This is a genomic window from Streptomyces axinellae (assembly GCF_039532135.1).
GTDB classification, from domain to species: Bacteria; Actinomycetota; Actinomycetes; order Streptomycetales; family Streptomycetaceae; genus Streptomyces; species Streptomyces axinellae.
In genome coordinates, this window is the sequence record NZ_BAAARJ010000001.1 from 345684 (window position 1) to 369531 (window position 23848).

The 23848-nt window shown below is 70.8% G+C and carries 20 protein-coding genes; 16 read left to right on the plus strand and 4 right to left on the minus strand.

Features of this window, described 5'->3' with window-relative positions; translation table 11 throughout:
- Positions 1-72 precede the first annotated feature (72 nt).
- Positions 73-612: an HIT family protein gene (locus ABD339_RS01430; RefSeq protein ID WP_344561249.1), complete on the plus strand. Its 540-nt coding sequence runs from the start codon at positions 73-75 to the stop codon at positions 610-612.
- A 60-nt stretch (positions 613-672) separates the two neighbouring features.
- On the opposite strand, the gene ABD339_RS01435 is transcribed toward ABD339_RS01430, so the two are convergent.
- Positions 673-2346: a hypothetical protein gene (locus tag ABD339_RS01435; RefSeq protein ID WP_344561251.1), complete on the minus strand. Its 1674-nt coding sequence runs from the start codon at positions 2344-2346 to the stop codon at positions 673-675.
- Between the two features lie 122 nt (positions 2347-2468).
- Positions 2469-4676 carry an elongation factor G-like protein EF-G2 gene (locus ABD339_RS01440; protein ID WP_344561253.1) on the minus strand — a complete coding sequence of 736 codons (2208 nt, stop codon included), beginning with the start codon at positions 4674-4676 and terminating at the stop codon, positions 2469-2471.
- A gap of 231 nt (positions 4677-4907) precedes the next feature.
- On the opposite strand from ABD339_RS01440, the gene pgsA reads away from it, so the two are divergent.
- The 15 genes from pgsA to ABD339_RS01515 all read left to right on the plus strand — a co-directional run bounded on the left by pgsA (position 4908) and on the right by ABD339_RS01515 (position 20831).
- Entirely contained in the window at positions 4908-5717 is an 810-nt protein-coding gene (pgsA, locus tag ABD339_RS01445) for a phosphatidylinositol phosphate synthase (RefSeq protein WP_344561255.1), read from the plus strand.
- Positions 5714-6658, plus strand: coding sequence for a phosphatidylinositol mannoside acyltransferase (locus tag ABD339_RS01450; RefSeq protein WP_344561257.1), 945 nt, complete (start codon positions 5714-5716; stop codon positions 6656-6658). Before pgsA ends, ABD339_RS01450 begins: the two co-directional genes overlap by 4 nt.
- Entirely contained in the window at positions 6655-7827 is a 1173-nt protein-coding gene (locus ABD339_RS01455) for a glycosyltransferase family 4 protein (protein ID WP_344561259.1), read from the plus strand. Before ABD339_RS01450 ends, ABD339_RS01455 begins: the two co-directional genes overlap by 4 nt.
- Before the next feature lie 108 nt (positions 7828-7935).
- Positions 7936-8493 (plus strand): hypothetical protein, encoded by a 558-nt coding sequence (locus tag ABD339_RS01460; RefSeq protein WP_344561261.1) that lies wholly within the window; start codon positions 7936-7938, stop codon positions 8491-8493.
- Positions 8494-8746: 253 nt separating this feature from the next.
- Positions 8747-9670 carry a pyridoxal 5'-phosphate synthase lyase subunit PdxS gene (gene pdxS, locus ABD339_RS01465; RefSeq protein ID WP_344561263.1) on the plus strand — a complete coding sequence of 308 codons (924 nt, stop codon included), beginning with the start codon at positions 8747-8749 and terminating at the stop codon, positions 9668-9670.
- An 82-nt stretch (positions 9671-9752) separates the two neighbouring features.
- Complete coding sequence (pdxT, locus tag ABD339_RS01470; protein WP_344561265.1) at positions 9753-10343, plus strand: pyridoxal 5'-phosphate synthase glutaminase subunit PdxT; 591 nt, start codon at positions 9753-9755, stop codon at positions 10341-10343.
- A gap of 60 nt (positions 10344-10403) precedes the next feature.
- A complete protein-coding gene (locus ABD339_RS01475; protein WP_344561267.1) occupies positions 10404-11156 on the plus strand; it encodes a YebC/PmpR family DNA-binding transcriptional regulator in 753 nt (250 codons plus the stop codon).
- Positions 11157-11296: 140 nt separating this feature from the next.
- Positions 11297-11827, plus strand: coding sequence for a crossover junction endodeoxyribonuclease RuvC (ruvC, locus tag ABD339_RS01480; protein WP_344561597.1), 531 nt, complete (start codon positions 11297-11299; stop codon positions 11825-11827).
- Positions 11824-12456, plus strand: coding sequence for a Holliday junction branch migration protein RuvA (ruvA, locus tag ABD339_RS01485; protein ID WP_344561269.1), 633 nt, complete (start codon positions 11824-11826; stop codon positions 12454-12456). Before ruvC ends, ruvA begins: the two co-directional genes overlap by 4 nt.
- A 106-nt stretch (positions 12457-12562) precedes the next feature.
- Positions 12563-13621, plus strand: coding sequence for a Holliday junction branch migration DNA helicase RuvB (ruvB, locus tag ABD339_RS01490; RefSeq protein WP_344561271.1), 1059 nt, complete (start codon positions 12563-12565; stop codon positions 13619-13621).
- Between the two features lie 163 nt (positions 13622-13784).
- Entirely contained in the window at positions 13785-14324 is a 540-nt protein-coding gene (gene yajC / locus ABD339_RS01495; protein ID WP_344561273.1) for a preprotein translocase subunit YajC, read from the plus strand.
- 158 nt (positions 14325-14482) lie between these two features.
- A complete protein-coding gene (gene secD / locus ABD339_RS01500; RefSeq protein ID WP_344561275.1) occupies positions 14483-16312 on the plus strand; it encodes a protein translocase subunit SecD in 1830 nt (609 codons plus the stop codon).
- Position 16313: 1 nt separating this feature from the next.
- Positions 16314-17486: a protein translocase subunit SecF gene (secF, locus tag ABD339_RS01505; protein WP_344561277.1), complete on the plus strand. Its 1173-nt coding sequence runs from the start codon at positions 16314-16316 to the stop codon at positions 17484-17486.
- A gap of 13 nt (positions 17487-17499) precedes the next feature.
- Complete coding sequence (locus tag ABD339_RS01510; RefSeq protein ID WP_344561599.1) at positions 17500-18066, plus strand: adenine phosphoribosyltransferase; 567 nt, start codon at positions 17500-17502, stop codon at positions 18064-18066.
- A 176-nt stretch (positions 18067-18242) separates the two neighbouring features.
- Positions 18243-20831, plus strand: a complete 2589-nt coding sequence (locus ABD339_RS01515; RefSeq protein ID WP_344561279.1) for a RelA/SpoT family protein — start codon at positions 18243-18245, stop codon at positions 20829-20831.
- A gap of 660 nt (positions 20832-21491) precedes the next feature.
- Here ABD339_RS01515 and ABD339_RS01520 read toward each other — a convergent pair.
- Both ABD339_RS01520 and ABD339_RS01525 read right to left on the minus strand, forming a co-directional pair.
- Positions 21492-22721, minus strand: coding sequence for a DUF349 domain-containing protein (locus tag ABD339_RS01520; RefSeq protein ID WP_344561281.1), 1230 nt, complete (start codon positions 22719-22721; stop codon positions 21492-21494).
- Between the two features lie 181 nt (positions 22722-22902).
- Entirely contained in the window at positions 22903-23742 is an 840-nt protein-coding gene (locus tag ABD339_RS01525; protein ID WP_344561285.1) for a peptidylprolyl isomerase, read from the minus strand.
- Between the last annotated feature and the right edge of the window lie 106 nt (positions 23743-23848).

The window sequence follows — 23848 nt, forward strand, 5'->3', positions numbered from 1 at the left end:
GTCTGCGAGGGGCGGCCCCACAGGGCCGCCCCTCGTCGTGTCCGGTGCTGCCGGGCGCATAAGCTGGCGAGCATGACGAGTGAGCCGGAGCAGCAGATCGGAGTGGGGGCGCCGGACGCGTTCCAGCGCCTGTGGACCCCGCACCGGATGGCGTACATCCAGGGTGAGAACAAGCCGAGCGGGCCCGGCGCCGAGGACGGCTGCCCGTTCTGTGCCATCCCCGAGAAATCCGACGAGGACGGGCTCATCGTCGCGCGGGGCGAGCAGGTGTACGCGGTACTCAATCTGTATCCGTACAACGGCGGGCACCTGATGGTCGTCCCCTTCCGGCACCTCGCCGACTACACCGAGCTGAGCGCCAGTGAGACGGCCGAGCTGGGTGCCCTCACCCAGCGCGCGATGACGGTGCTGCGCCAGGTCTCGGGAGCGCACGGATTCAACATCGGCATGAACCAGGGCTCGGTCGCAGGCGCCGGGATCGCGGCCCATCTGCACCAGCATGTGGTGCCCCGCTGGGGCGGGGACACCAACTTCATGCCCGTCGTCGGCCACACCCGGGTGCTGCCGCAACTGCTCGCCGACACCCGGGCGATGCTGGCCGAAGCCTGGTAGCGGACCGGCGGGCATCAGGCTCCGGGCGCGCCCGGCGCGGCGGCCGGCGCCCGCCGCGCGTCAGGCGTCGTACACGTCGGCCTTGCCCGGCTTCGCGTCCTGTACCGCTCCGCTGAGGTTGAGGGAGCGGCTGCCGAACTTCTCGACGTCACAGCCGTTCTCCGCCAGCACCCGGATCGCGGCGGAGTGCACGACCCGCAGCACCGGGGTGGCGGCGCGCAGCGCGTCGTCTGCCATGAAGCGGTGGCGCCAGGGCTTGTCCGCCCAGGCGTGCCGCAGTCCGAAGGGCTCCGGGAGCGCGAGCTTGCCGCCGAGGAAATCCAGGACCGGCGGGAACCAGGTGAAGGGGGCGCGCGCCGAAAGGCGTACGACCTCCTGGGCCTCCACCAGGGGCAGCTTGACGGTCCTGGTCTCCCAGAACTTCACGCTCTTGGAGACCTCTTTCGTCTTGGCCTTCGGCCCGCTGGTGAACAGCCCGTGCACGGGGCCGAGAGCGTGCCCGGTGACCTCGATGCGCAGGGTGTGGTGCAGCACGGTCACCGTGATCAGGAGGGTGATCACCAGCTGGCCGTCCCAGAGGACGAACTGGACGCCGAGATAGTGGCGGTTACCCGCGCCGAACTGCTGCTCGTTGCAGATGCGCTGTATCTCGAAGTCCTTGATGCTGTAGCCCTCGACTTCCTGGCCCTCGGGGCGCTTGACCGCCTTGGCGCCTTCGGCGACCGGCGAGACGATCCAGTGCCGTATCGAGGGGGTGGGGAAGCCTCCGGTGTGCAGGGGGCCGCGCTCCAGCATCCGCAGCTGATCGTGGATGGCGCGGACGACGTCCCAGCTGCGGAAGGGGTTGATGTCGTCCTGGCCCTCGGCGGGGACGAGTTCCTCGGCGAGCTGCCAGCTGCCCCAGCGGGTGCCCATGCCCAATATCCCCTTGGGGCCCGCGTAGTAGACGAGGTTGCTGGCCTGCTCGGCGGTCACCTTGGCCAGGCCCAGGCGGATGCGCTCGGCACCCGCGTCGCCCGGGTCCTGGGGCACGGCTTCGGGGATCTTGGCGCCGACGCCCCCGCCGCCCAGCAGGTTCTCCCAGCGACTGCGCAGGTCCTTGGCATAGCGCTCGCAGATCTGCTTGGCCCACAGCCAGCCGACGACGGGCGCGACCAGCATCGCGCGCAGATACAGCGCCCAGAGGCCGCCGAAGGGCAGCCGGATGGCGAACAGCACGATGAGGGCTCCCACGGCGACCAGCGCCACCGTGCCGAAGGCCCCGGCGCGCTTGTCCTTGGAACCGGCGATCACCCGGCGCAGTTGGAAGGCGCCGAGCCACAGCAGCACGCCGGGCAGGAAGACCAGGCCGAACAGCGACATCACCACGGTCAGCCGCGAGTCGCGCTGTTTGCGCACCCGGGTGGCGGCGAGGCAGTGCTCGACCACGGCCTGGGGCTCGATGCCGAAGGACTGGATGAGGGGGGCTCGGGCGCCGCCCAGCAGCCTGGTCTGCACGGCGCGGGCGTACGCCTCGCCCAGGTTGGGTTCGAACAGGGAGATCTTCGGTTTCTTGAAGGTGGCCTCGGGGTTGGCCTCGATGAGCTTCTCGACCCCGTCGTCGCGGTAGGCGGCCGAGGCCAGGGCCTGGGTGGCCGCCGTCTGGCCGCTCGCCCCGGACAGGGGGATCTGGGCGCCTGGGGTGAAGTCGGATGCCGCATCGGTCTTGCTGCTGGGATCGTCGAATCCGGCCACTTGGCCCCCACTCCACTCGGATCTGGCTCGCGACACCACGGCGACCGCCCGTGTGTGCCGCCGACCACGACGGCTTCCCAACTGCCGTGGTCGGCACACATCTTGCCTCAGCCTAGGCGCCCTCAGCGACCGCCGTCAGGGTTCGACGCCTCCTTCAGGATTCTTGCCGCCTGCTGTTGAGGCATTGGTTCGTGCCGGGCGTACGCCCGGGTGAAGCGGCCGGTGCCGTGCGACATCGAACGCAGGTCCACCGCATACCTGCTGATCTCGATCTCCGGGATCTCGGCACGCACCAGCGTGCTGCCGGGCCCGGCCTGTTCGGTGCCGAGAACCCGGCCGCGGCGCCCGGAAAGGTCGCTCATCACGGCGCCCACGAAGTCGTCGGCGACGGAGACGGCCAGTTCGGCGACGGGCTCCAGCAGGTGGATCGTGGCCTGCCCCGCGCACTCGCGCAGCGCCAGCGCGCCCGCCGTCTGGAACGCGGCGTCCGAGGAGTCCACCGAGTGGGCCTTGCCGTCGAAGAGGGTGACGCGTACATCCACGAGCGGATAGCCGGCGGCCACGCCCCTGGCGGCCTGGGCGCGCACCCCCTTCTCCACGGACGGGATGAACTGGCGGGGCACCGAGCCGCCCACCACCTTGTCGACGAACTCGATGCCCGAGCCGCCGGGCAGCGGCTCGACAGTGATCTCGCAGATGGCGAACTGGCCGTGGCCACCGGACTGTTTGACGTGCCGGCCGCGCCCGGTCGCCCGGGAGGCGAAGGTCTCCCGCAGCGACACCCGGTGCGGGACGGTATCGACCTGCACGCCGTAGCGGGAGCGCAGCCGCTCCAGCGCGACGTCCATGTGCGCCTCACCCAGGCACCACAGCACGAGCTGGTGGGTGTCGGGGTTCTGCTCCAGGCGCATCGTCGGATCCTCGGCGACGAGCCGCGACAGGCCCTGGGAGAGCTTGTCCTCGTCGGCCTTGCTGTGGGCCTGGATGGCGACGGGCAGCAGCGGGTCGGGCATCATCCACGGCTCCATGAGCAGCGGATCGTCCTTCGCGGAGAGGGTGTCGCCGGTCTCGGCGCGCACCAGCTTGGCCACACATGCCAGATCGCCCGCGATGGCGCGGCCGAGCGGGTGCTGCTGCTTGCCGAAGGGGGCGGACAGCGCGCCGATCCGCTCGTCGACGTCGTGATCCTCGTGGCCCCGGCTCTCCAGGCCGTGCCCGGAGACGTGCACGGTCTCATCGGGGCGCAGGGTGCCGGAGAAGACCCGGACGAGGGAGATGCGGCCGACATAGGGGTCGGAGGAGGTCTTGACGACCTCGGCGGCCAGCGGCCCGGACGGATCGCAGGTGAGCGGGGGCCGGGGCGCGCCCTGTGGCGTGGTGACCTCCGGGAGGCCGCGCTCCTCCGGGGTGGGGAAGCCGCCGGTGATCAGCTCCAGCAGTTCGACCGTGCCGAGGCCCTGCCGTCCTCCCCCGGCGGGCGGGGCCGCGGCCAGTACGGGATGGAAGACGCCGCGTGCCACGGCCTTCTCCAGGTCCTGGACGAGCGTCTTGACGTCGCACTCCTCGCCGCCGAGATAGCGCTCCATGAGGGTCTCGTCCTCGCTCTGCGCGATGATGCCCTCGATGAGCCGGTTTCTGGCCTCCTCGATCAGCAGGAGGTGCTCCTCGCGGGGGTCGCTCTCGGTGCGGGTCCCCTTGCCGTAGTCGAACAGGCGCTGGGAGAGCAGCCCGATCAGCCCGGTGACCGGGGCGCTGCCGTCGGAGCGCCGTTCGCCCAGCGCCGGCAGATAGAGCGGGATGACGGCGTCGGGGTCGTCGCCGCCCAGCGCCTTCTGGCAGACGGCGGTCATCTCGTCGAAGTCGGCGCGGGCCGCGTCGAGATGAGTGACGACGATGGCGCGCGGCATGCCGACCGCCGCGCACTCCTGCCACACCAGCCGGGTCGCGCCGTCCACGCCGTCGGCTGCCGAGACGACGAAGAGGGCGGCGTCCGCGGCGCGCAGACCCGCCCTCAATTCCCCGACGAAGTCGGCGTACCCGGGGGTGTCGAGCACGTTGATCCGGATGCCGTCCCAGGCGAGAGGCACCAGGGAGAGCTGGATGGAGCGCTGCCGGCGGTGTTCGATCTCGTCGTAGTCGGACACGGAGCCGCCGTCCTCCACCCGGCCCGCCCGGGTCACGGCTCCCGAGGCGAGGGCGAGGGATTCGACCAGAGTCGTCTTTCCCGATCCGCTGTGGCCGACCAGCACCACGTTCCGTATCGACGCGGGGTGGTCGGCCGCCGCTGCCCTGCCGGCGGCTCCGGGATGTGCGTTCGCTTTGTCGGCCATGCGTCCCGCCTTCCGGTTGGATACCTGCTGGATCGCGCTGAAAGGGGCCGAGGGGTCGCGAAGACCACGGTCCTTCGAGCTTTCCACCGCTGCCGGGAGGCGTCCATACGTCGAACACGGCGCTGGGCCCTGCCGGACGGTGTGCGCCGGGCGCTGCCGCCGCGTGGCTACGATGGGCCGGGCCGGTGGCCACACCGCTGTCCGGCTCGCTCACGACCTACCGGGACGGCCATGCTGAACAAGTACGCGCGTGCCTTCTTCACGCGTGTTCTCACGCCATTCGCCGCGATGCTGCTGCGACTGGGCGTGAGTCCCGACGCGGTCACCCTGGTCGGCACCGGCGGGGTGATGGCGGGAGCCTTGATCTTCTACCCCATGGGGGAGTTCTTCTGGGGCACCGTCGTCATCACCTTGTTCGTCTTCTCGGACCTGGTCGACGGCAACATGGCGCGGCAGTTGGGCCGCTCCAGCAGGTGGGGCGCGTTCTTGGACTCGACCCTGGACCGCGTCGCCGACGCGGCCGTCTTCGGCGGGATCGCCCTGTGGTACGCGGGGCGCGGTGACGACATCGCGCTGTGCGCCGTGACGATCTTCTGTCTGGCCAGCGGCCAGGTCGTCTCCTACACCAAGGCGCGCGGCGAGAGCATCGGCCTGCCCGTCAATGTCAACGGGCTGGTCGAGCGGGCCGAGCGGCTGGTGATCACGCTGGTGCTCGCCGGGCTGTCGGGCTTCGAGGCCACCTTCGGCGTCCCGTACATCGGCGTGCTGCTGCCCGTCGCGCTGTGGGTGGTCGCGGCGGGCAGCGCGATCACCCTCGGCCAGCGGGTGGTGACGGTGCGCCGCGAGGCTGCCGAGGCCGCGGTGCCGCCCGCCGGGGCGCCCGGCCAGGAGACCGGGACCCCCGGGCGGGAGTCCGGGAGTGCCGCGGCCGGGCGGGAGGCAGCGGCGGAGCCGGCAGCGGCGCCGGCTCCCGGGCAGGTGCCCGACGGCGGGGCCGAAGAGGCGTCCGACCCGGCGAAGGAGAAGGGAAGGACCGCGTGAGCGCGGTCCGCGACCGGCTCACCGACTCGCTCTACGGGCTGGGCTGGGCCGGAGTGAAGAAGCTGCCGGAGCCCGCCGCCGCGGCGCTGGGCCGGCAGGTGGCCGACACGGCCTGGCGGCGCCGGGGCAAGGGCGTCACCCGGCTGGAATCGAACCTCGCCCGGGTGGTGCCGGACGCGTCGCCCGCCCGCCTGCGCAGCCTCTCGCACGCCGGGATGCGCTCGTACATGCGCTATTGGATGGAGTCCTTCCGGCTGCCGTCCTGGAACGAGCGGCGCATCGTCCAGGACGTCGAGATAACGGACCTGCACCGGCTGACCGACGCGCTCGCCGCCGACCGGGGCGTGATCCTCGCGCTGCCGCACATGGGCAACTGGGACCTGGCGGGCGCCTACGTGGTCACCGCACTGCGCACCCCCTTCACCACGGTCGTGGAGCGGCTCAAGCCCGAATCGCTGTACGACAGGTTCGTCGCCTACCGCGAGAGCCTCGGCATGGAGGTGCTGCCGCACGCCGGGGGCACGGCGTTCGGCACCCTGGCGCGCCGACTGCGGGCCGGCGGCCTGGTGTGCCTGGTGGCCGACCGCGATCTGTCCTCCTCCGGGCTGGAGGTCTCCTTCTTCGGCGAGACCGCCCGGATGCCGGCGGGCCCCGCGCTGCTCGCGCAGCAGACCGGCGCGCTGCTGCTGCCGGTGACGCTGTGGTACGACGATTCCCCCGTCATGAAGGGGAAGGTGCACGCTCCCGTCCCGGTGCCCGGCGTGGAGGGGCGCAGGGAGCGGGTGGCGGCCATGACGCAGACGCTCGCCGACACCTTCGCGGCCGGTATCGCCGAGCACCCCGAGGACTGGCACATGCTCCAGCGGCTGTGGCTCGCCGATCTGGACGACGACGACGACGGCGGCCGGGCCGGGCCGCGGAAGGGGAGGGGGAAGGGATGAGGATCGGCGTCGTCTGCCCGTATTCGTGGGATGTCCCCGGCGGTGTCCAGTTCCACGTCCGGGATCTTGCCGAGCATCTGATCCGGCTGGGGCACGAGGTCTCCGTCCTCGCCCCGTCGGACGAGGACACCGTGCTTCCGCCGTACGTCGTCTCGGCGGGCAGGGCCGTTCCCGTGCCGTACAACGGCTCGGTCGCGCGGCTCAACTTCGGCTTTCTGTCCGCGGCCCGCGTACGCAGATGGGTGCACGAGGGCCGCTTCGACGTGCTGCACATCCATGAACCCGCCACACCGTCGCTGGCGCTGCTGGCGTGCTGGGCCGCGCAGGGGCCCATCGTCGCCACCTTCCACACCTCCAACCCGCGCTCCCGGGCCATGATCGCGGCGTATCCGATCCTGCAGCCCGCGCTGGAGAAGATCAGCGCGCGGATCGCCGTGAGCGAGTACGCACGCCGCACCCTGGTCGAGCACCTGGGCGGGGATGCCGTGACCATCCCCAACGGCGTCGATGTCGGCTTCTTCGCGGACGCCGAGCCCAAGGAGGAATGGCAGGGCGGCGCCGAAGGCCCCACCATCGGCTTCATCGGCCGCATCGACGAGCCCCGCAAGGGCCTGCCCGTACTGATGGCGGCCCTGCCACGGATCCTGGCGGGGGCCCCGGGCACCCGGCTGCTGATCGCCGGCCGCGGGGACGAAGAGGAAGCGGTGGCCGCGCTGCCGCCTCCGATGCGGGACCACGTGGAGTTCCTGGGCATGGTCAGCGACGAGGACAAGGCCCGGCTGCTGCGCAGCGTGGATCTGTACGTGGCACCCAACACCGGCGGTGAATCCTTCGGCATCATCCTGGTCGAGGCCATGTCGGCGGGCGCGCCCGTCCTCGCCAGCGATCTGGACGCCTTCGAGCAGGTGCTGGACGGGGGAGCGGCCGGTCAGCTGTTCGCCGGCGAGAGCGCCGACGCGCTGGCCGACGCCGCTGTGCGGCTGCTCGCGGACCCCGCGCGCCGGGCCGAACTGAGGGCGCGCGGCGCCCGCCATGTGCGCCGCTTCGACTGGTCCACCGTCGGCGCCGACATCCTCTCGGTGTACGAGACGGTCACCGACGGCGCCGTATCGGTCGCCCCCGACGAGAGGATCGGACTGCGCGCCCGGCTCGGTCTGGCCAGGGACTGAGCAACCCCGGCCAGGCGGCGAACGACCCGACCGGCCCCGAGAGCCAGCACCGAGACCCGGCCCGAGACCCTATGACCGAGACCCCGCTCCGAGGATCTGAGAACTACGATGCCGACCCTCACCACACTGATCTGGATCGTCGTCGCGCTGTTGCTGATCGGCGTCTATCTGAGCTGGACGGCGGGCCGCCTCGACCGGCTGCACGCACGCATCGACGCGGCCAGGGCGGCCCTGGACGCCACCTTGCTGCGCCGGGCCTCGATCACGCAGGAGCTGGCGACTGCCGGAGTGCTCGATCCGGCGGCCTCGATGGTGCTCTACCAGGCGGCACACGACGCACGGCAGGCCGAGGAGGATCAGCGCGAGGTGGCCGAGAGCGAGCTGAGCCAGGCGCTGCGTGCCGTCTTCGCCGAGCCGGCACAGGTCCAGGCCGTACGGGCGGCGCCGGGCGGGGAGGAGACGGCGGGGGAGTTGGGTGCCGCGGTGCGCAGGGTGCCCATGGCGCGGCGCTTCCACAACGACGCCGTCCGGGCCGCGAGGGCGCTGCGGCGGCATCGCAAGGTGCGCTGGTTCCGCCTGGCGGGCCACGCCCCGTTCCCCCTGGCGTTCGAGATGGACGACGAGGCGCCGCCCGCGCTGGCCGACCGGGGCCACGGCAGGGCATAGCCCCGCTCACCCGGCGGCCCGCGACCGGGGACGCGGACCCGCGAGAGGGATGAGGCCCGGGGCGCGCAGCGGGAGGGCAGTTGCGGGGGCACGCTCGCGGAGGGCCCGGGTGCAGGCCACGGCACCGGGATTGGCCCTTTCCGGCGGCGACCCGCATCGGTGACCGTGTACTCAGGGGCTGCCAGCCCCGCCGTACGGCCGTTGTGCACGTATCTCCGTATCCCCCGAATCCCCTGTTGAGCGAGGTCGCACCGTGTCCACTCCGTCCCCTGTCACCGAGTCCGCAGCGCCCAGCGCCGAGACCGGCACCGCCCGCGTCAAGCGCGGCATGGCCGAGCAGCTCAAGGGCGGCGTGATCATGGACGTCGTCACTCCGGAAGAGGCGAAGATCGCCGAGGACGCCGGTGCCGTGGCCGTCATGGCGCTGGAGCGGGTGCCCGCCGACATCCGCAAGGACGGCGGCGTGGCCCGCATGTCCGACCCCGACATGATCGACGGGATCATCAGCGCCGTCTCCATCCCGGTCATGGCCAAATCCCGTATCGGCCACGTGGTGGAGGCACAGATCCTCCAGGCGCTGGGCGTGGACTACATCGACGAGTCGGAGGTCCTCACCCCCGCCGACGAGGTCAACCACAGCGACAAGTTCGCCTTCACCACGCCGTTCGTCTGCGGCGCCACCAACCTGGGCGAGGCCCTGCGCCGGATCGCCGAGGGCGCGGCCATGATCCGTTCCAAGGGCGAGGCCGGCACGGGCAACGTCGTGGAGGCGGTCCGGCACATGCGCCAGATCAAGAACGAGATCGGCAAGCTCACCGTCCTGGACAACAACGAGCTGTACGGCGCGGCGAAGGAACTGCGCGCCCCCTATGAGCTGGTCAAGGAGGTGGCGGCGGCGGGCAAGCTCCCCGTCGTGCTGTTCTCGGCCGGAGGCGTGGCCACGCCCGCGGACGCGGCACTGATGCGGCAGCTCGGCGCCGAGGGCGTCTTCGTCGGCTCCGGCATCTTCAAGTCCGGCGACCCGGCCAAGCGCGCCGCCGCCATCGTGAAGGCCACCACCTTCTACGACGACCCGAAGATCATCGCCGACGCGTCCCGCGGTCTGGGCGAGGCCATGGTCGGGATCAACTGCGACACCCTCCCCGAGGGCGAGCGCTACGCGAACCGGGGCTGGTAGAGCCCAAAGGCGCCGGGCCCGCACGCGCCGGCCCGGCCGGGCACCGAGCGAGCCGGCGCCCGCGAGTACGAAGGACCGCACAGTGTCTGAGCCCACCATCGGCGTGCTCGCCCTCCAGGGCGACGTGCGTGAACACCTGGCAGCCCTCAGCGGCTCCGGGGCGCAGCCCGTACAGGTGCGCCGCCCCGAAGAGCTGGCGGCGGTCGACGGCCTCGTCATCCCGGGCGGCGAGTCGACGACGATCAGCAAGCTGGCCGTGGCCTTCGGCCTGATGGAGCCCCTGCGCGCCCGTATACGGGCCGGAATGCCCGCCTTTGGTTCCTGCGCGGGCATGATCATGCTCGCCGACAAGATCCTCGATCCCCGCTCCGGTCAGGAGACGATCGGCGGAATCGACATGATCGTGCGGCGCAACGCCTTCGGGCGGCAGAACGAGTCCTTCGAGGCGTCCCTGCCCGTGGACGGGGTGGACGGCGGCCCCGTCGAGGGCGTCTTCATCCGCGCTCCCTGGGTGGAGTCCACCGGAGCGGCGACGCGGACGCTGGCCGTGTACGACGGCCATCCGGTCGCCGTACGCCAGGGCAGCTTGCTCGCCACCTCCTTCCACCCCGAGCTCACCGGCGACCACAGGGTGCACGGACTGTTCGCGGCGATGGTGCGGTCAGCACGCTGAGTCGCTGACGGTAGGATCTCCGCGTTGAGAAGAAGTTGGTGACTGTGAAGGAGCGAGGCTGTGTCCGGCCACTCTAAGTGGGCTACCACCAAGCACAAGAAGGCCGTGATCGATGCCAAGCGCGGCAAGCTCTTCGCGAAGCTGATCAAGAACATCGAGGTCGCGGCGCGTACCGGCGGCGCCGACCCGGAGGGCAACCCGACCCTCTTCGACGCCATTCAGAAGGCGAAGAAGCAGTCGGTTCCGAACAAGAACATCGACAGCGCGGTCAAGCGCGGCGCGGGTCTTGAGGCCGGTGGCGCCGACTACGAGACGATCATGTACGAGGGCTACGGCCCCAACGGCGTGGCCGTACTGATCGAGTGCCTGACGGACAACCGCAACCGCGCGGCATCCGACGTGCGCGTCGCCATGACCCGCAACGGCGGCTCCATGGCCGATCCGGGCTCGGTCTCCTACCTCTTCAACCGCAAGGGCGTCATCATCGTCCCCAAGAACGGTCTGAGCGAGGACGATGTGCTCGGCGCCGTGCTCGAGGCGGGCGTCGAGGAGGTCAACGACCTCGGCGAGAGCTTCGAGGTGATCAGCGAGGCCACCGACCTGGTTCCGGTGCGTTCCGCGCTGGTCGAGGGCGGGATCGACTACGACTCCGCCGACGCCAGCTTCGTGCCGAGCATGCAGGTCCAGCTCGACGAGGACGGCGCGCGCAAGATCTTCAAGCTGATCGACGCGCTGGAGGACAGCGACGACGTGCAGAACGTCTTCGCCAACTTCGACGTCTCCGACGAGGTGATGGCGAAGGTGGACGCCTGAGCGGCGCGTTTGGGAGCACGGCTGACGACGGCCCGGCGGAGACACGTCTCCCCGGGCCGTCGCTCTGTCGGTGCCGCCCGATAACCTGCGGGAACACGGCGACAGGTGCCGGGAACATGCCGAGAAGAGGGGGGATCGCGTTGCGCGTGCTGGGAGTTGACCCCGGCCTGACCCGCTGCGGGATCGGCGTGGTCGACGGCGTCGCGGGGCGACGGCTTTCCATGGGCGCGGTCGGCGTGATCCGTACCCCCGCCGAGGCCGAGACCGCCGAGCGGCTGGTGCTCGTCGAGCGCGGCATGGAGGAGTGGCTGGATACGCACCGCCCCGAAGCTGTCGCGGTCGAGCGGGTCTTCAGTCAGCACAACGTGCGCACCGTCATGGGCACGGCGCAGGCCAGCGCCGTCGCCATGCTGTGCGCGGCGCGCCGTGGTCTGCCGGTGGCGCTGCACACCCCCAGCGAGGTCAAGGCCGCCATCACCGGCTCGGGCCGCGCCGACAAGGCGCAGGTCGCCACCATGGTGACGCGGCTGCTGCGGCTGGACGCGCCACCGAAACCGGCCGACGCGGCCGACGCGCTCGCGCTCGCCATCTGCCATCTGTGGCGCGGCCCCTCACAAAACCGTCTCCAGCAAGCCGTCGCCGCCCAGCGTCTGAAAGGCACCACTCGATGATCGCCTTCGTCTCGGGCCCCGTCGCCGCGCTCGCCCCCGACACCGCAGTGGTCGAGGTCGGCGGCGTCGGCATGGCCCTCCACTGCACCCCCGGCACCCTCGCGGGACTCCGGGTGGGAGAGCACGCCAAGCTCGCCGCCTCCCTGGTCGTACGCGAAGACTCCCTGACGCTGTACGGCTTCGCCGACGACGACGAACGGCAGGTCTTCGAACTGCTCCAGACCGCCAGCGGCGTCGGCCCCAGGCTCGCGCAGGCGATGCTCGCGGTGCACACCCCCGACGCACTGCGGCTCGCGGTCTCCAGCGGGGATGAGAAGGCACTGACGGCCGTACCGGGCATCGGCAAAAAGGGCGCGCAGAAGCTGCTGCTGGAGCTGAAAGACCGCCTCGGTGAACCGCTCGGCACCGGCGCGCACGCCTCCCGGGCCGGTGTGGGCACCCCCGCCGCAGCCGGGTGGCGCGAGCAACTCCACGCCGCGCTGGTCGGGTTGGGGTACGCCACGCGGGAGGCGGACGAGGCGGTCACCGCCGTCGCGCCGCAGGCCGAGGCCGTGGTCGCCGACGGCGGCCGGCCGCAGGTGGGTTCGCTGTTGAAGGCCGCACTCCAGTCGCTGAACCGGGCCCGGTGAGGGCCGTGACTCCCGCCCCGCACCCGAGCGCGGCCCGGCGGTTGTGGTGCGCCCCCCTTATCCGCCGCGCCGAACGCCTGCCCACAACCCGGTGGAGGTCTCTGCCATGAACGCGGAAGAACGGCTGGTCGGCGCCGACGCCGACAGCGAGGACCAGGCGGTCGAGGCGGCCCTGCGGCCCAAGCAGCTGGGGGAGTTCATCGGGCAGCCCAAGGTGCGCGAGCAACTCGACCTCGTCCTGCGGGCGGCCCGGGCCCGCGGCGGCACCGCCGACCACGTACTGCTCTCCGGCGCCCCCGGGCTCGGCAAGACCACTCTTTCGATGATCATCGCGGCCGAGATGAACGCCCCGATCCGCATCACCTCGGGCCCTGCCATCCAGCACGCCGGCGACCTCGCCGCGATCTTGTCCTCGCTCCAGGAGGGCGAAGTCCTCTTCCTGGACGAGATCCACCGCATGTCCCGCCCCGCCGAAGAGATGCTCTACATGGCGATGGAGGACTTCCGGGTCGATGTGATCGTCGGCAAGGGCCCCGGCGCGACGGCGATCCCACTGGAGCTGCCGCCCTTCACCCTGGTCGGCGCCACCACCCGCGCGGGGCTGCTGCCGCCCCCGCTGCGCGACCGCTTCGGCTTCACCGCGCACATGGAGTTCTACGAGCCCGGCGAACTGGAGCAGGTCGTACACCGCTCCGCCCAGCTCCTGGACGTCCGTACGGACCCGGCGGGCGCCGTGGAGATCGCCGGACGCTCGCGCGGCACACCGCGTATCGCCAACCGGCTGCTGCGCCGCGTGCGGGACTACGCCCAGGTCAAGGCGGACGGCGTGATCACCCGCGAGATCGCCGCCGCTGCGCTGGAGGTCTACGAGGTGGACGGGCGCGGCCTCGACCGGCTCGACCGCGCCGTGCTCGGCTCGCTGCTCAAGCTCTTCGGCGGCGGCCCGGTGGGCCTGTCCACACTCGCTGTCGCGGTGGGGGAGGAGCGTGAGACCGTGGAGGAGGTCGCCGAGCCCTTCCTCGTCAGGGAGGGGCTCCTCGCGCGTACGCCCCGTGGTCGGGTCGCCACTCCTGCCGCATGGGCGCACCTGGGTCTCGTCCCGCCCCAGCAGTCCCCGCAGTCGCCCTCCGGCACCCCGGGACAGCAGGGCCTGTTCGGAGCGTGACGGCGCGGAGACTCGCCGGGCCAGGAACCCCGGTGCCATGCTTGACGTTGTTCCATCGGCGAAGGCTCGCTTAGACTCCGCCGACGCCCTCCCTTTGCGGAGGCTTGCCCACCCCCGAAAACCCAGGCCGCTGAGACGCGGCCATGAAGGAATATCTTCCGCCGTGGATCCTATTGCTCTGCTCCCTTTCATCGTGCTCATCGGGGCCATGTTCCTGATGACCCGCTCGGCCAAGAAGAAGCAGCGTCAGGCAGCGCAGATGCGTGACCAGATGCAGCCCGGCACGGGCATCCGGACCATCGGGGGCATGTATGCCGTCGTCAAGGAGGTCCGCGACGACGCCGTCCTGGTCGAGATCGAGCCGGGCGTGCACGCTCTGTTCGCAAAGAACGCGATCGGTGCCGTCCTCCCGGACGAGGAGTTCGACCGCATCGTCAACGGTCCCGAGGGCGAGGAGCTGGACGTCGACACGGTGGTTCCGGACGACGCCTCGGCGCTGACCCGCGACGAGGACTCTCCCGCGGACGGGAAGCTCGACCTCGGCAAGAAGGACACCGCCGCGGACGCGCCCGCCGACGACGAAGCCGACAAGGACGCCAAGGCCGCCGTGGACGCACCCGAGGAGCCCAAGGTGGACACGGCCAAGGCCGACACCACCGGCTCGAAGGATGCCAAGCGGGACGGAGACTCCGACTCCAAGTAAGGTCGGCGCCGCCGGACTGTGGGGGCACCTCCTGGCCGAAGGTCGGGGGAGACCGGGTCCGGCGGCGTAGCACGTCCACAGACCACTTCGCGTGCCGCCGGGCCGCCCAGCCGAACTCAGGGGGCGGCCAGGGCGGTTGGACAGGGAGAGACGAGAAGGTGGCAGCACCGAAGAGGGGCCGGAAGGCTCCCGGCACAAAGGGCAGGCCGTGGCGCTCCCTTGTGCTGATCATGCTGGTCATGGCCGGGTTGTTCGGGGGGATGTTCCTCTCGGGCCACACCAGCCCCCGGCTGGGGATCGACCTCGCCGGCGGTACGAGCATCACGCTTGAGGCGAAGAACCAGCCGGGCAAGCCCAACGCGATCAACAAGACCAACATGGACACCGCCGTCAGCATCATCGAGCGGCGCGTCAACGGTCTCGGTGTGCAGGAGGCCGAGGTCCAGACCCAGGGCGACCGGCACATCATCGTCAACATCCCGAAGGGCACCAACTCCAAGCAGGCACGCGAGCAGGTGGGCACGACCGCCGAACTGGGCTTCCGCCCGGTGCTGACGCTGGCCCAGACCGGCCAGCAGCAGCCGGTACCGACACCGTCGCCGTCCGACACCGCGGGTTCGGGCAAGAAGAAGGACGGGCAGGACGGCAAGAGCGGCGAGGGCGACAAGAGCGGGGACAAGGGCGCGGGGGACGCCGGTCAGAAGGCGTCCTCGGGCTCCTCGGCGTCCGGGGGACAGGGCCGCGCGGTCACCGAGGGGCTGAAGTCCCAGAGCGCCAAGACGGCGGACACCCCCACCCCCAAGCCGGGCGAGTCCAGCGGATCCGGCAGCAAGAAGACCCCCCCGCCCTCGGCCCCCCCGCAGCCCCAGCAGCCGCCCGGCGTCTCCGGCGCGCTGGCCAAGAAGCTGCAGGCGCTGAACTGCAACAGCAAGGAAGCCAGGGCGAAGGCCAGCGAGAAGGCCGCCAGCGCCAAGCCCTCGCAGCAGATCGTCGCCTGTGACGCGCGCGAGAAGGTCAAGTACGCGCTCGGCCCGGTCGCCGTCCAGGGCAAGAACGTCAAGGACGCCAAGGCGGTCTTCGACCAGCAGCGGGCCCAGTGGATCGTCCAGATGTCGTTCGACGACAAGGGCTCCAGCCAGTTCGGCAAGATCACCGGCAAGCTGATGAAGCAGCAGCAGCCGCAGAACCAGTTCGCCATCGCGCTGGACGGCGAGGTCCAGTCGGCCCCGACCGTCAACCAGCGGCTGACCAACAACGCCGAGATCTCCGGCAGCTTCACTCAGGAGTCCGCCGAGGACCTGGGCAACATCCTCTCCTACGGCGCGCTGCCGCTCTCCTTCGACGAGTCCGATGTGACCACGGTCACCGCCGCGCTCGGCAGCGACCAGTTGCACGCGGGCCTGATCGCCGGCGCCATCGGCCTTGCCCTGGTCATCATCTACCTCGTCGCCTACTACCGCGGCCTGTCCCTGATCGCGATCCTCAGCCTGCTGGTCTCCGCCGTGCTGACGTACACGATCATGACTTTGCTGGGCCCCGCGATGGGCTTCGCGCTCAACCTGCCCGCGGTCTGCGGTGCCATCGTCGCCATCGGCATCACCGCGGACTCGTTCATCGTCTACTTCGAACGCATCAGAGACGAGGTGCGCGAGGGACGCACGCTGCGGCCCGCCGTCGAGCGCGCCTGGCCGCGTGCCCGGCGCACCATCCTGGTCTCGGACTTCGTCTCCTTCCTCGCCGCCGCGGTGCTGTTCATCGTCACCGTCGGCAAGGTGCAGGGCTTCGCGTTCACGCTCGGCCTGACCACCGCGCTCGACGTCGTCGTGGTCTTCTTCTTCACCAAGCCGATCATGACGCTGCTGGCCCGCAGGAAGTTCTTCTCCGACGGGCACCCGTGGTCCGGGCTCGATCCCACCAGGCTCGGCGCAAAGCCGCCGCTGCGGCGCGGCCGTCGCTCCTCCGTCAGCACCGACACGAAGGAGGCGTGAGATGTCCCGTCTCGGCAATCTCGGCGCCCGGCTCTACCGCGGCGAGGTCGGCTACGACTTCATCGGTCACCGCAAGCTCTGGTACGGCGTCTCGATCCTGATCACGATCACGGCGATCGTCGGGCTCGTGGTCCGCGGGCTCAACATGGGCATCGAGTTCGAGGGCGGCGCGGTCTTCACCACGCCCAAGACCACGGCCTCCGTCGAGCAGACCGTCCACTCGGCCGAGAAGATCTCCGGGCACACCGCCATCGTCCAGGAGCTGGGCGACGGCGGAATGCGCGTCCAGATCGCCGGCGTGGACACCAAGACCTCCTCCGCGGTCAAGGAGCAGCTCGCCGAAGAGCTGAAGGTCAACCCGGAGAAGATCGACGCGCAACTCGTCGGCCCCAGCTGGGGCGAGCAGATCGCCAACAAGGCGTGGCAGGGGCTCGGGATCTTCATGGTCCTGGTGGTGATCTATCTCGCCATCGCCTTCGAGTGGCGTATGGCGCTCGCCGCGCTCATCGCCCTCATCCACGACCTCACCATCACCGTCGGCGTCTACTCCCTGGTCGGCTTCGAAGTCACACCGGGCACCGTGATCGGTCTGCTGACGATTCTCGGCTACTCGCTCTACGACACCGTCGTCGTCTTCGACGGGCTCAGAGAGGGCAGCAAGAACGTCACCAAGCAGACGAAGTTCACCTACAGCGAGATCGCCAACCGCAGCATCAACAGCACCCTGGTGCGCTCCATCAACACCACCGTCGTCGCGCTGCTGCCCGTCGCCGGCCTGCTGTTCATCGGCGGCGGCCTGCTCGGTGGCGGCATGCTCAACGACATCGCGCTCTCGCTGTTCGTCGGCCTGGCCGCCGGCGCCTACTCCTCGATCTTCATCGCGACCCCGCTCGTCGCCGACTTCAAGGAGCGCGAGCCGCAGATGAAGGCGCTCGCCAAGCGCGTGCGGGCCAAGCGCGCCAAGGCCGAGGAGCGCGAGGGCCACGACTCGGACGGCCCCCAGGACGGGGACGGGCCCGGTGGCGAGGACGACGGCGGCACCCGCCCTCGCATCACCGTCCAGGACGGCAACGGGAACGGTGCCGGTGCGGGCGCCGGAGTCTCCGGCCAGCGCCGACAGGAGCCGCCCCGCAACCGGGGCGGTCGCGGCAGGCCCTCGGGAAAGCGCAGGTGAGGACGTGAGCGCCATGGAGTCCCCCGCGCCGCCCCTGCTCCCCGACGAGGTACGGGAGCTGCTGGCCGCCCGGATCCACGATGTGCCGGACTACCCGAAGCCCGGGGTGACGTTCAAGGACATCACCCCGCTCCTGGCCGACCCGGAGGCGTTCTCGGCCCTGACCGACGTGCTCGCCGCTCTGGTCGCCCGGCACGGCGCCACCAAGGTCGTCGGTCTGGAGGCGCGCGGCTTCATCCTCGCGGCCCCGGCGGCGGTCCGCGCGGGCGTCGGCTTCGTCCCCGTGCGCAAGGCGGGCAAGCTGCCCGGCGCCACGCTCTCGCAGACCTACGACCTGGAGTACGGCAGCGCCGAGATCGAGATCCACGCGGAGGACCTGGGCGCCGGCGACCGCGTCCTGGTGATCGACGACGTGCTGGCGACCGGGGGCACCGCCGACGCCTCCGTGCAGCTCATCCGCCGTGCGGGGGCCGAGGTCGCGGGGGTGGCGATGCTCTTGGAGCTGAGCTTCCTCGACGGCCGGTCCCGGGTCGAGCGGGCCCTGGAAGGAGCACCGCTGGACGCCCTCGTCACGGTCTGAGCTGTCACAGTCCGACCACAGCGTGGGGCCGGCAGCAGCGGCATAAGGCGGCCACCCGATACGTTCACGCAGAAGGTGGCCGCCTTCGTCGTGCCCGCCCGCCCCGGCCCAGGAGGGGCGCGGAGCGCGGAATGGCTACCATGGCAGTCCGACCTGGGGTCGAACGAGGAGTGCTTTTGCCAGACGAGGCCCAGCAGCTCACCGCCGCACAGCACCAGGACGCTACGGCCGCCGACGGCGCGGCACGGCAGCGGCCGGACGCCGCGGCGAGCGAAGGGCTGCCCCACAAGAGCGGCGGCTCGGGCAAGCCCCGTCCGGCCGGGAACGGCACCAGCACCGGCAAGGGCAAGAAGGGCTCCGAGCCCCAGGCCGCCGCCGGGGGAGCCCCTGACGGCTCCGAGAGCGGCGCAACCGACCGTGTGGCGCCCGCGCGGGCCGTCTCGGGGGTTTCGGGCCGCTCCGGCTCCTCCAACCGCGTACGCGCCCGTCTGGCACGGCTCGGGGTGCAGCGCTCCAGCCCGTTCAACCCGGTCCTGGAGCCCCTGCTGCGGATAGTGCGCAGCAACGACGCCAAGATCGAGTCCTCGACGCTCCGCCAGATCGAGCGCGCCTACCAGGTGGCCGAGCGCTGGCACCGGGGGCAGAAGCGCAAGAGCGGCGATCCGTACATCACCCACCCTCTCGCGGTCACCACCATCCTCGCCGAGCTGGGCATGGATCCGGCCACCTTGATGGCGGGCCTGTTGCACGACACCGTCGAGGACACCGAGTACGGCCTCGACACTCTCCGTCGCGACTTCGGCGACCAGGTCGCGCTGCTGGTGGACGGTGTCACCAAGCTCGACAAGGTCAAGTTCGGCGAGGCCGCGCAGGCCGAGACGGTGCGCAAGATGGTCGTCGCCATGGCCAAGGACCCCCGCGTCCTGGTCATCAAGCTCGCCGACCGGCTGCACAACATGCGCACGATGCGCTACCTCAAGCGGTCCAAGCAGGAGCAGAAGGCCCGCGAGACCCTGGAGATCTTCGCCCCGCTGGCCCACCGGCTGGGTATGAACACCATCAAGTGGGAACTGGAGGACCTCGCCTTCGCGATCCTCTACCCCAAGATGTACGACGAGATCGTCCGGCTGGTCGCCGAGCGCGCCCCCAAGCGGGACGAGTACCTGGCCGTCGTCACCGACGAGGTCCAGGCCGACCTGCGCGCGGCCCGCATCAAGGCCACTGTCACCGGACGGCCGAAGCACTACTACAGCGTCTACCAGAAGATGATCGTCCGCGGCCGGGACTTCGCGGAGATCTACGACCTGGTGGGCATCCGCGTCCTGGTGGACACCGTCCGCGACTGCTACGCCGCGCTGGGCACCGTCCACGCCCGCTGGAACCCGGTTCCCGGGCGGTTCAAGGACTACATCGCGATGCCCAAGTTCAACATGTACCAGTCGCTGCACACGACGGTCATCGGGCCCGGGGGCAAGCCCGTAGAGCTGCAGATCCGCACCTTCGACATGCACCGCCGCGCCGAGTACGGCATCGCGGCGCACTGGAAGTACAAGCAGCAGGCCGTCGCGGGGGCCTCCAAGGTGCGTTCGGATGCGCCCAGGAGCAACAGCAAGGCCGGCGGCCAGGACACCATCAACGACATGTCCTGGCTGCGGCAGTTGCTGGACTGGCAGAAGGAGACCGAGGACCCGGGCGAGTTCCTGGAGTCGCTGCGCTTCGACCTCTCGCGCAACGAGGTCTTCGTCTTCACGCCCAAGGGCGACGTCATAGCTCTCCCGGCCGGCGCGACCCCCGTCGACTTCGCCTACGCCGTGCACACGGAAGTGGGGCACCGCACCATCGGCGCGCGCGTCAACGGCCGTCTGGTGCCGCTCGAATCGACGCTCGACAACGGCGACACCGTCGAGGTCTTCACCTCCAAGGCCCCCGGCGCCGGGCCCTCGCGCGACTGGCTGGGCTTCGTCAAGTCACCGCGTGCCCGCAACAAGATCCGCGCCTGGTTCACCAAGGAGCGGCGCGACGAGGCGATCGAGCAGGGCAAGGACGCCATAGCGCGGGCCATGCGCAAACAGAACCTGCCCATCCAGCGCATCCTCACCGGAGACTCGCTGGTCACCCTCGCGCACGAGATGCGCTACCCGGACATCTCCGCGCTCTACGCGGCGATCGGTGAAGGCCACGTCTCGGCGCAGCACATCTGCCAGAAGCTGGTGCAGGCGCTCGGCGGGGAGGACGAGGCCAAGGAGGATCTGGCCGAGACCACGCCGCCGATGCCGACCCGCACCAAGCGGCGGTCCATGGCCGACCCGGGGGTGGTCGTCAAGGGCGTCGGCTCGGACGTGTGGGTCAAGCTGGCGCGCTGCTGCACACCGGTACCGGGCGATCCCATCATCGGCTTCGTCACGCGGGGCAACGGGGTATCCGTGCACCGCGCCGACTGCGTCAACATCGACTCCCTGGCCAAGGAGCCCGAGCGGATCCTGGAGGTCGAGTGGGCGCCCACCCAGTCCTCCGTCTTCCTCGTCGCCATCCAGGTCGAGGCGCTGGACAGGTCCCGGCTCCTCTCCGATGTGACCAGGGTGCTGTCCGATCAGCACGTCAACATCCTGTCGGCGGCCGTGCAGACTTCCCGCGACCGGGTGGCCACCTCGCGCTTCACCTTCGAGATGGGCGACCCCAAGCACCTCGGGCACGTGCTGAAGGCGGTACGCGGCGTGGAGGGTGTCTACGACGTCTACCGCGTGACCTCCGCGCGGCGCCCTTAGCGGGCGGCTCCGCGGTGGCTCTTCGGCGCACGTTGTGGCGGGGGCCGCCTTGAATTCCGCCGGACCCTCGCCGTGGTGGTCGCCCGCCGTCGCGGCGGGAGAGGGCCCGGGGGCTACCCCCTCCGGAACCTCGGCTTCCGGCTGTGGAGAGCAAGGGGTTGCGTCCGGGATCCCAGGCTCCTGGTCCGTCGGGAGTGCGGGGGTTCCGCCCGGGATCCCCGGCTCCTGGACCGTCGGGAGTGCGGGAGCTGCGCTCCCGGAGTGCCGTGCCCATCACCGTCGGCCGGCTCCCGGCTCGTCGAGCCCCCGGGCCCTGTGTAACCCCCGGCACCCCACCCGCCGCTGTCGAGGCAGGCACCCGCTGGCGGTGTGCCTCTGTCCCCGGCCGGCGTCGCGCCGGGCTCCGCCTGTCACCACGGCGTTCCCGGCAGTAGTAACAGGCGGGTACTTCAGAGCCCCGCCCCTGGTTTCCCGGTTCCCTTGCCCCTTGCCGTAGCGGGGGAGACCTCCGGGGGCTGGCCCGCCCCGGACATGCTGAAAGGGGTGTGGGGCAGTACCCCCACCCCTTTCAGCTACAGCGGCGCGCGACTACAACCGTGCGGGCCCGGCGGTCGAGCGACCCGGCTCGCCAGCCCCTTCGCCAAGGCCGATCCGTGAAGGTCAGCCGCCGAACTCCTGGAGACCCTTCTGGGCCTGGTCCAAGAGCATCTGGCGGCCGGCCAGTTCCTGTTCCAGCTTGTCGGCCTTCGCGTTGTTGCCCGCCGCGCGGGCCCTGTCGATCTGGGCGCGCAGCTTGTCGACCGCGTCCTGGAGCTGCCCGGTCAGACCCGCGGCACGGGCCCTGGCCTCCGGGTTGGTACGGCGCCACTCGGCCTCCTCGGCCTCCTGGATCGCCCGCTCCACCGCGTGCATCCGGCCCTCGATCCTGGGCCGTGCCTCGCGCGGTACGTGCCCGATGGCATCCCAGCGCTCATTGATCGCGCGGAAGGCCGGCCGGGCCGCCTTCAAGTCCGTGACGGGCAACAGCTTCTCCGCCTCGGCGGCCAGCTCCTCCTTGCGGGTGAGATTCTCGCGCTGCTCGCTGTCGCGCTCGGCGAACACCTCACCGCGGGCCTGGAAGAAGACATCCTGCGCGCCCCGGAAGCGGCTCCACAGATCGTCCTCGTGCTCCCGCTGGGCCCGCCCCGCCGACTTCCACTCCTGCATCAGCTCGCGGTACTTGGCCGCCGTCGGCCCCCAGTCCTGCGACCGGGACAGCGACTCGGCCTCGGCCACCAGCTTCTCCTTGCGCTGCCTGGCCTCCTCGCGCTGCGCGTCCAGCTGTGCGAAGTGGGCCTTACGGCGCTTGGAGAAGGCGGACCTGGCGTGCGAGAAGCGGTGCCACAGCTCGTCATCGGTCTTGCGATCCAGCCGGGGCAGGCCCTTCCAGGTGTCCACCAGCGCGCGCAGCCGCTCACCCGCTGCCCGCCACTGGTCGCTGCGGGCCAGCTCCTCGGCCTCGGCCACCAGCTGTTCCTTGGCGCCGCGCGCCTCCTCGGACTGCTGCGCCTTGCGGGCCTTGCGCTCCTCGCGGCGCTCCTCGACGGCTTCGTCCAGCTTGTCGAGCCGGGCGCGCAGCGCGTCGAGATCGCCCACGGCGTGATGCGCGTCAACCTGCTCGCGCAGGTGACCGATCGCTGTCGCGGCGTCCTTCGCCGACAGGTCGGTCGTCTTGACCCGACGCTCCAGGAGGCCGATCTCCACGACCAGACCGTCGTACTTGCGCTTGAAGTAGGCGAGGGCCTCATCGGGCGAGCCCGCCTGCCACGATCCGACGACCTTCTCGCCGTCGGCCGTACGCACGTATACAGTCCCCGCGTCATCGACACGGCCCCACGGGTCGCTGCTCACAGCGCCTCCTCCACATGACGCCTGGAAAGGGGCGTGCGGCCCCCGGCATCGTCCACAGTTTTCGTCCGGCCGGCAGAATCGTCCGGCCGTCGGCGCAGGCACCCTACACAACGACAACATAGGCGACCGGCGCCCGCGCTGTCCGCAATCCGCGCGGCCGAAATTCCCGGCATGAGCGGGCTCAGGACTTCCGTACGGTGGCCTTGTCGATCATCACGGTGGCGTTGGGCGGGGTGTTGCGGGTCCGGGGGTCCGGAGTGGACCCGGCCTTGGCGATCTTCTTCAGGACGCCCATGCCCTCGGTGATCTTGCCGAACGGGGTGTAGTCGGGCGGCAGTTCGCTGTCCTCGAAGACGAGGAAGAACTGGCTTCCGCCGCTGTCCCGGCCCTTGCCGCTCTTCGCGTCGTACTGGTTGGCCATCGCGACCGTCCCGGCTGGGTACTTCTCGCCCCTGATCCGGGGGTCCTTCAGATTCTCGTCGGGAATCGTGTAGCCGGGGCCGCCCTGGCCGGTGCCCTGGGGGTCGCCGCACTGCAGGATGTGGATCTTCGTGTCCTCGGCCAGCCGGTGGCAGGGCGTGTGGTCGAAGAACTTCTGGCCCGCCAGGAATGCGAAGGAGTTGACCGTGTGCGGCGCCTTGCCGGCGTCCATGCTGATCCCGATGCGCCCGCAGGTGGTGTCCAGGTCCATGCGGTACGAGGCGGACCTGTCCACCCGCATCGACGGCTCCTTCTTCCACCGCTTGCCGTTCGGCAGGCCCTTGGCGGGCTTGTCGCAGGGGTCGGCGGCCTTGCTGGGCTGCTCGTCCGCCGCCTCGTCCTTCTTCGCGTCGCTCTTCTCGTCCCCATTCAGCCCGCCGCCCGCCGCGTAGGCGCCGCCGGCCACCAGGACGAGGATCACGCCCAGGGCGATGGCGGCGTTGCGTATCCGGGCCTTGCGGCGGGCTGCCTCCCGCCGCTTGCGCTGGCGCTCGAACTTCTCCCGCGCCAACTGCTTCCTGCGCTGCTCACTGCTCACCACGGTCTCGTCTCCTTCGAGGCGCCGCACGTGCGGGGACTCCAGCGGGCGGGCCGCGCCCGGATGAGGCCGCGGCCGTCGGCCACGTACCGTATACGGTCCCGTCACG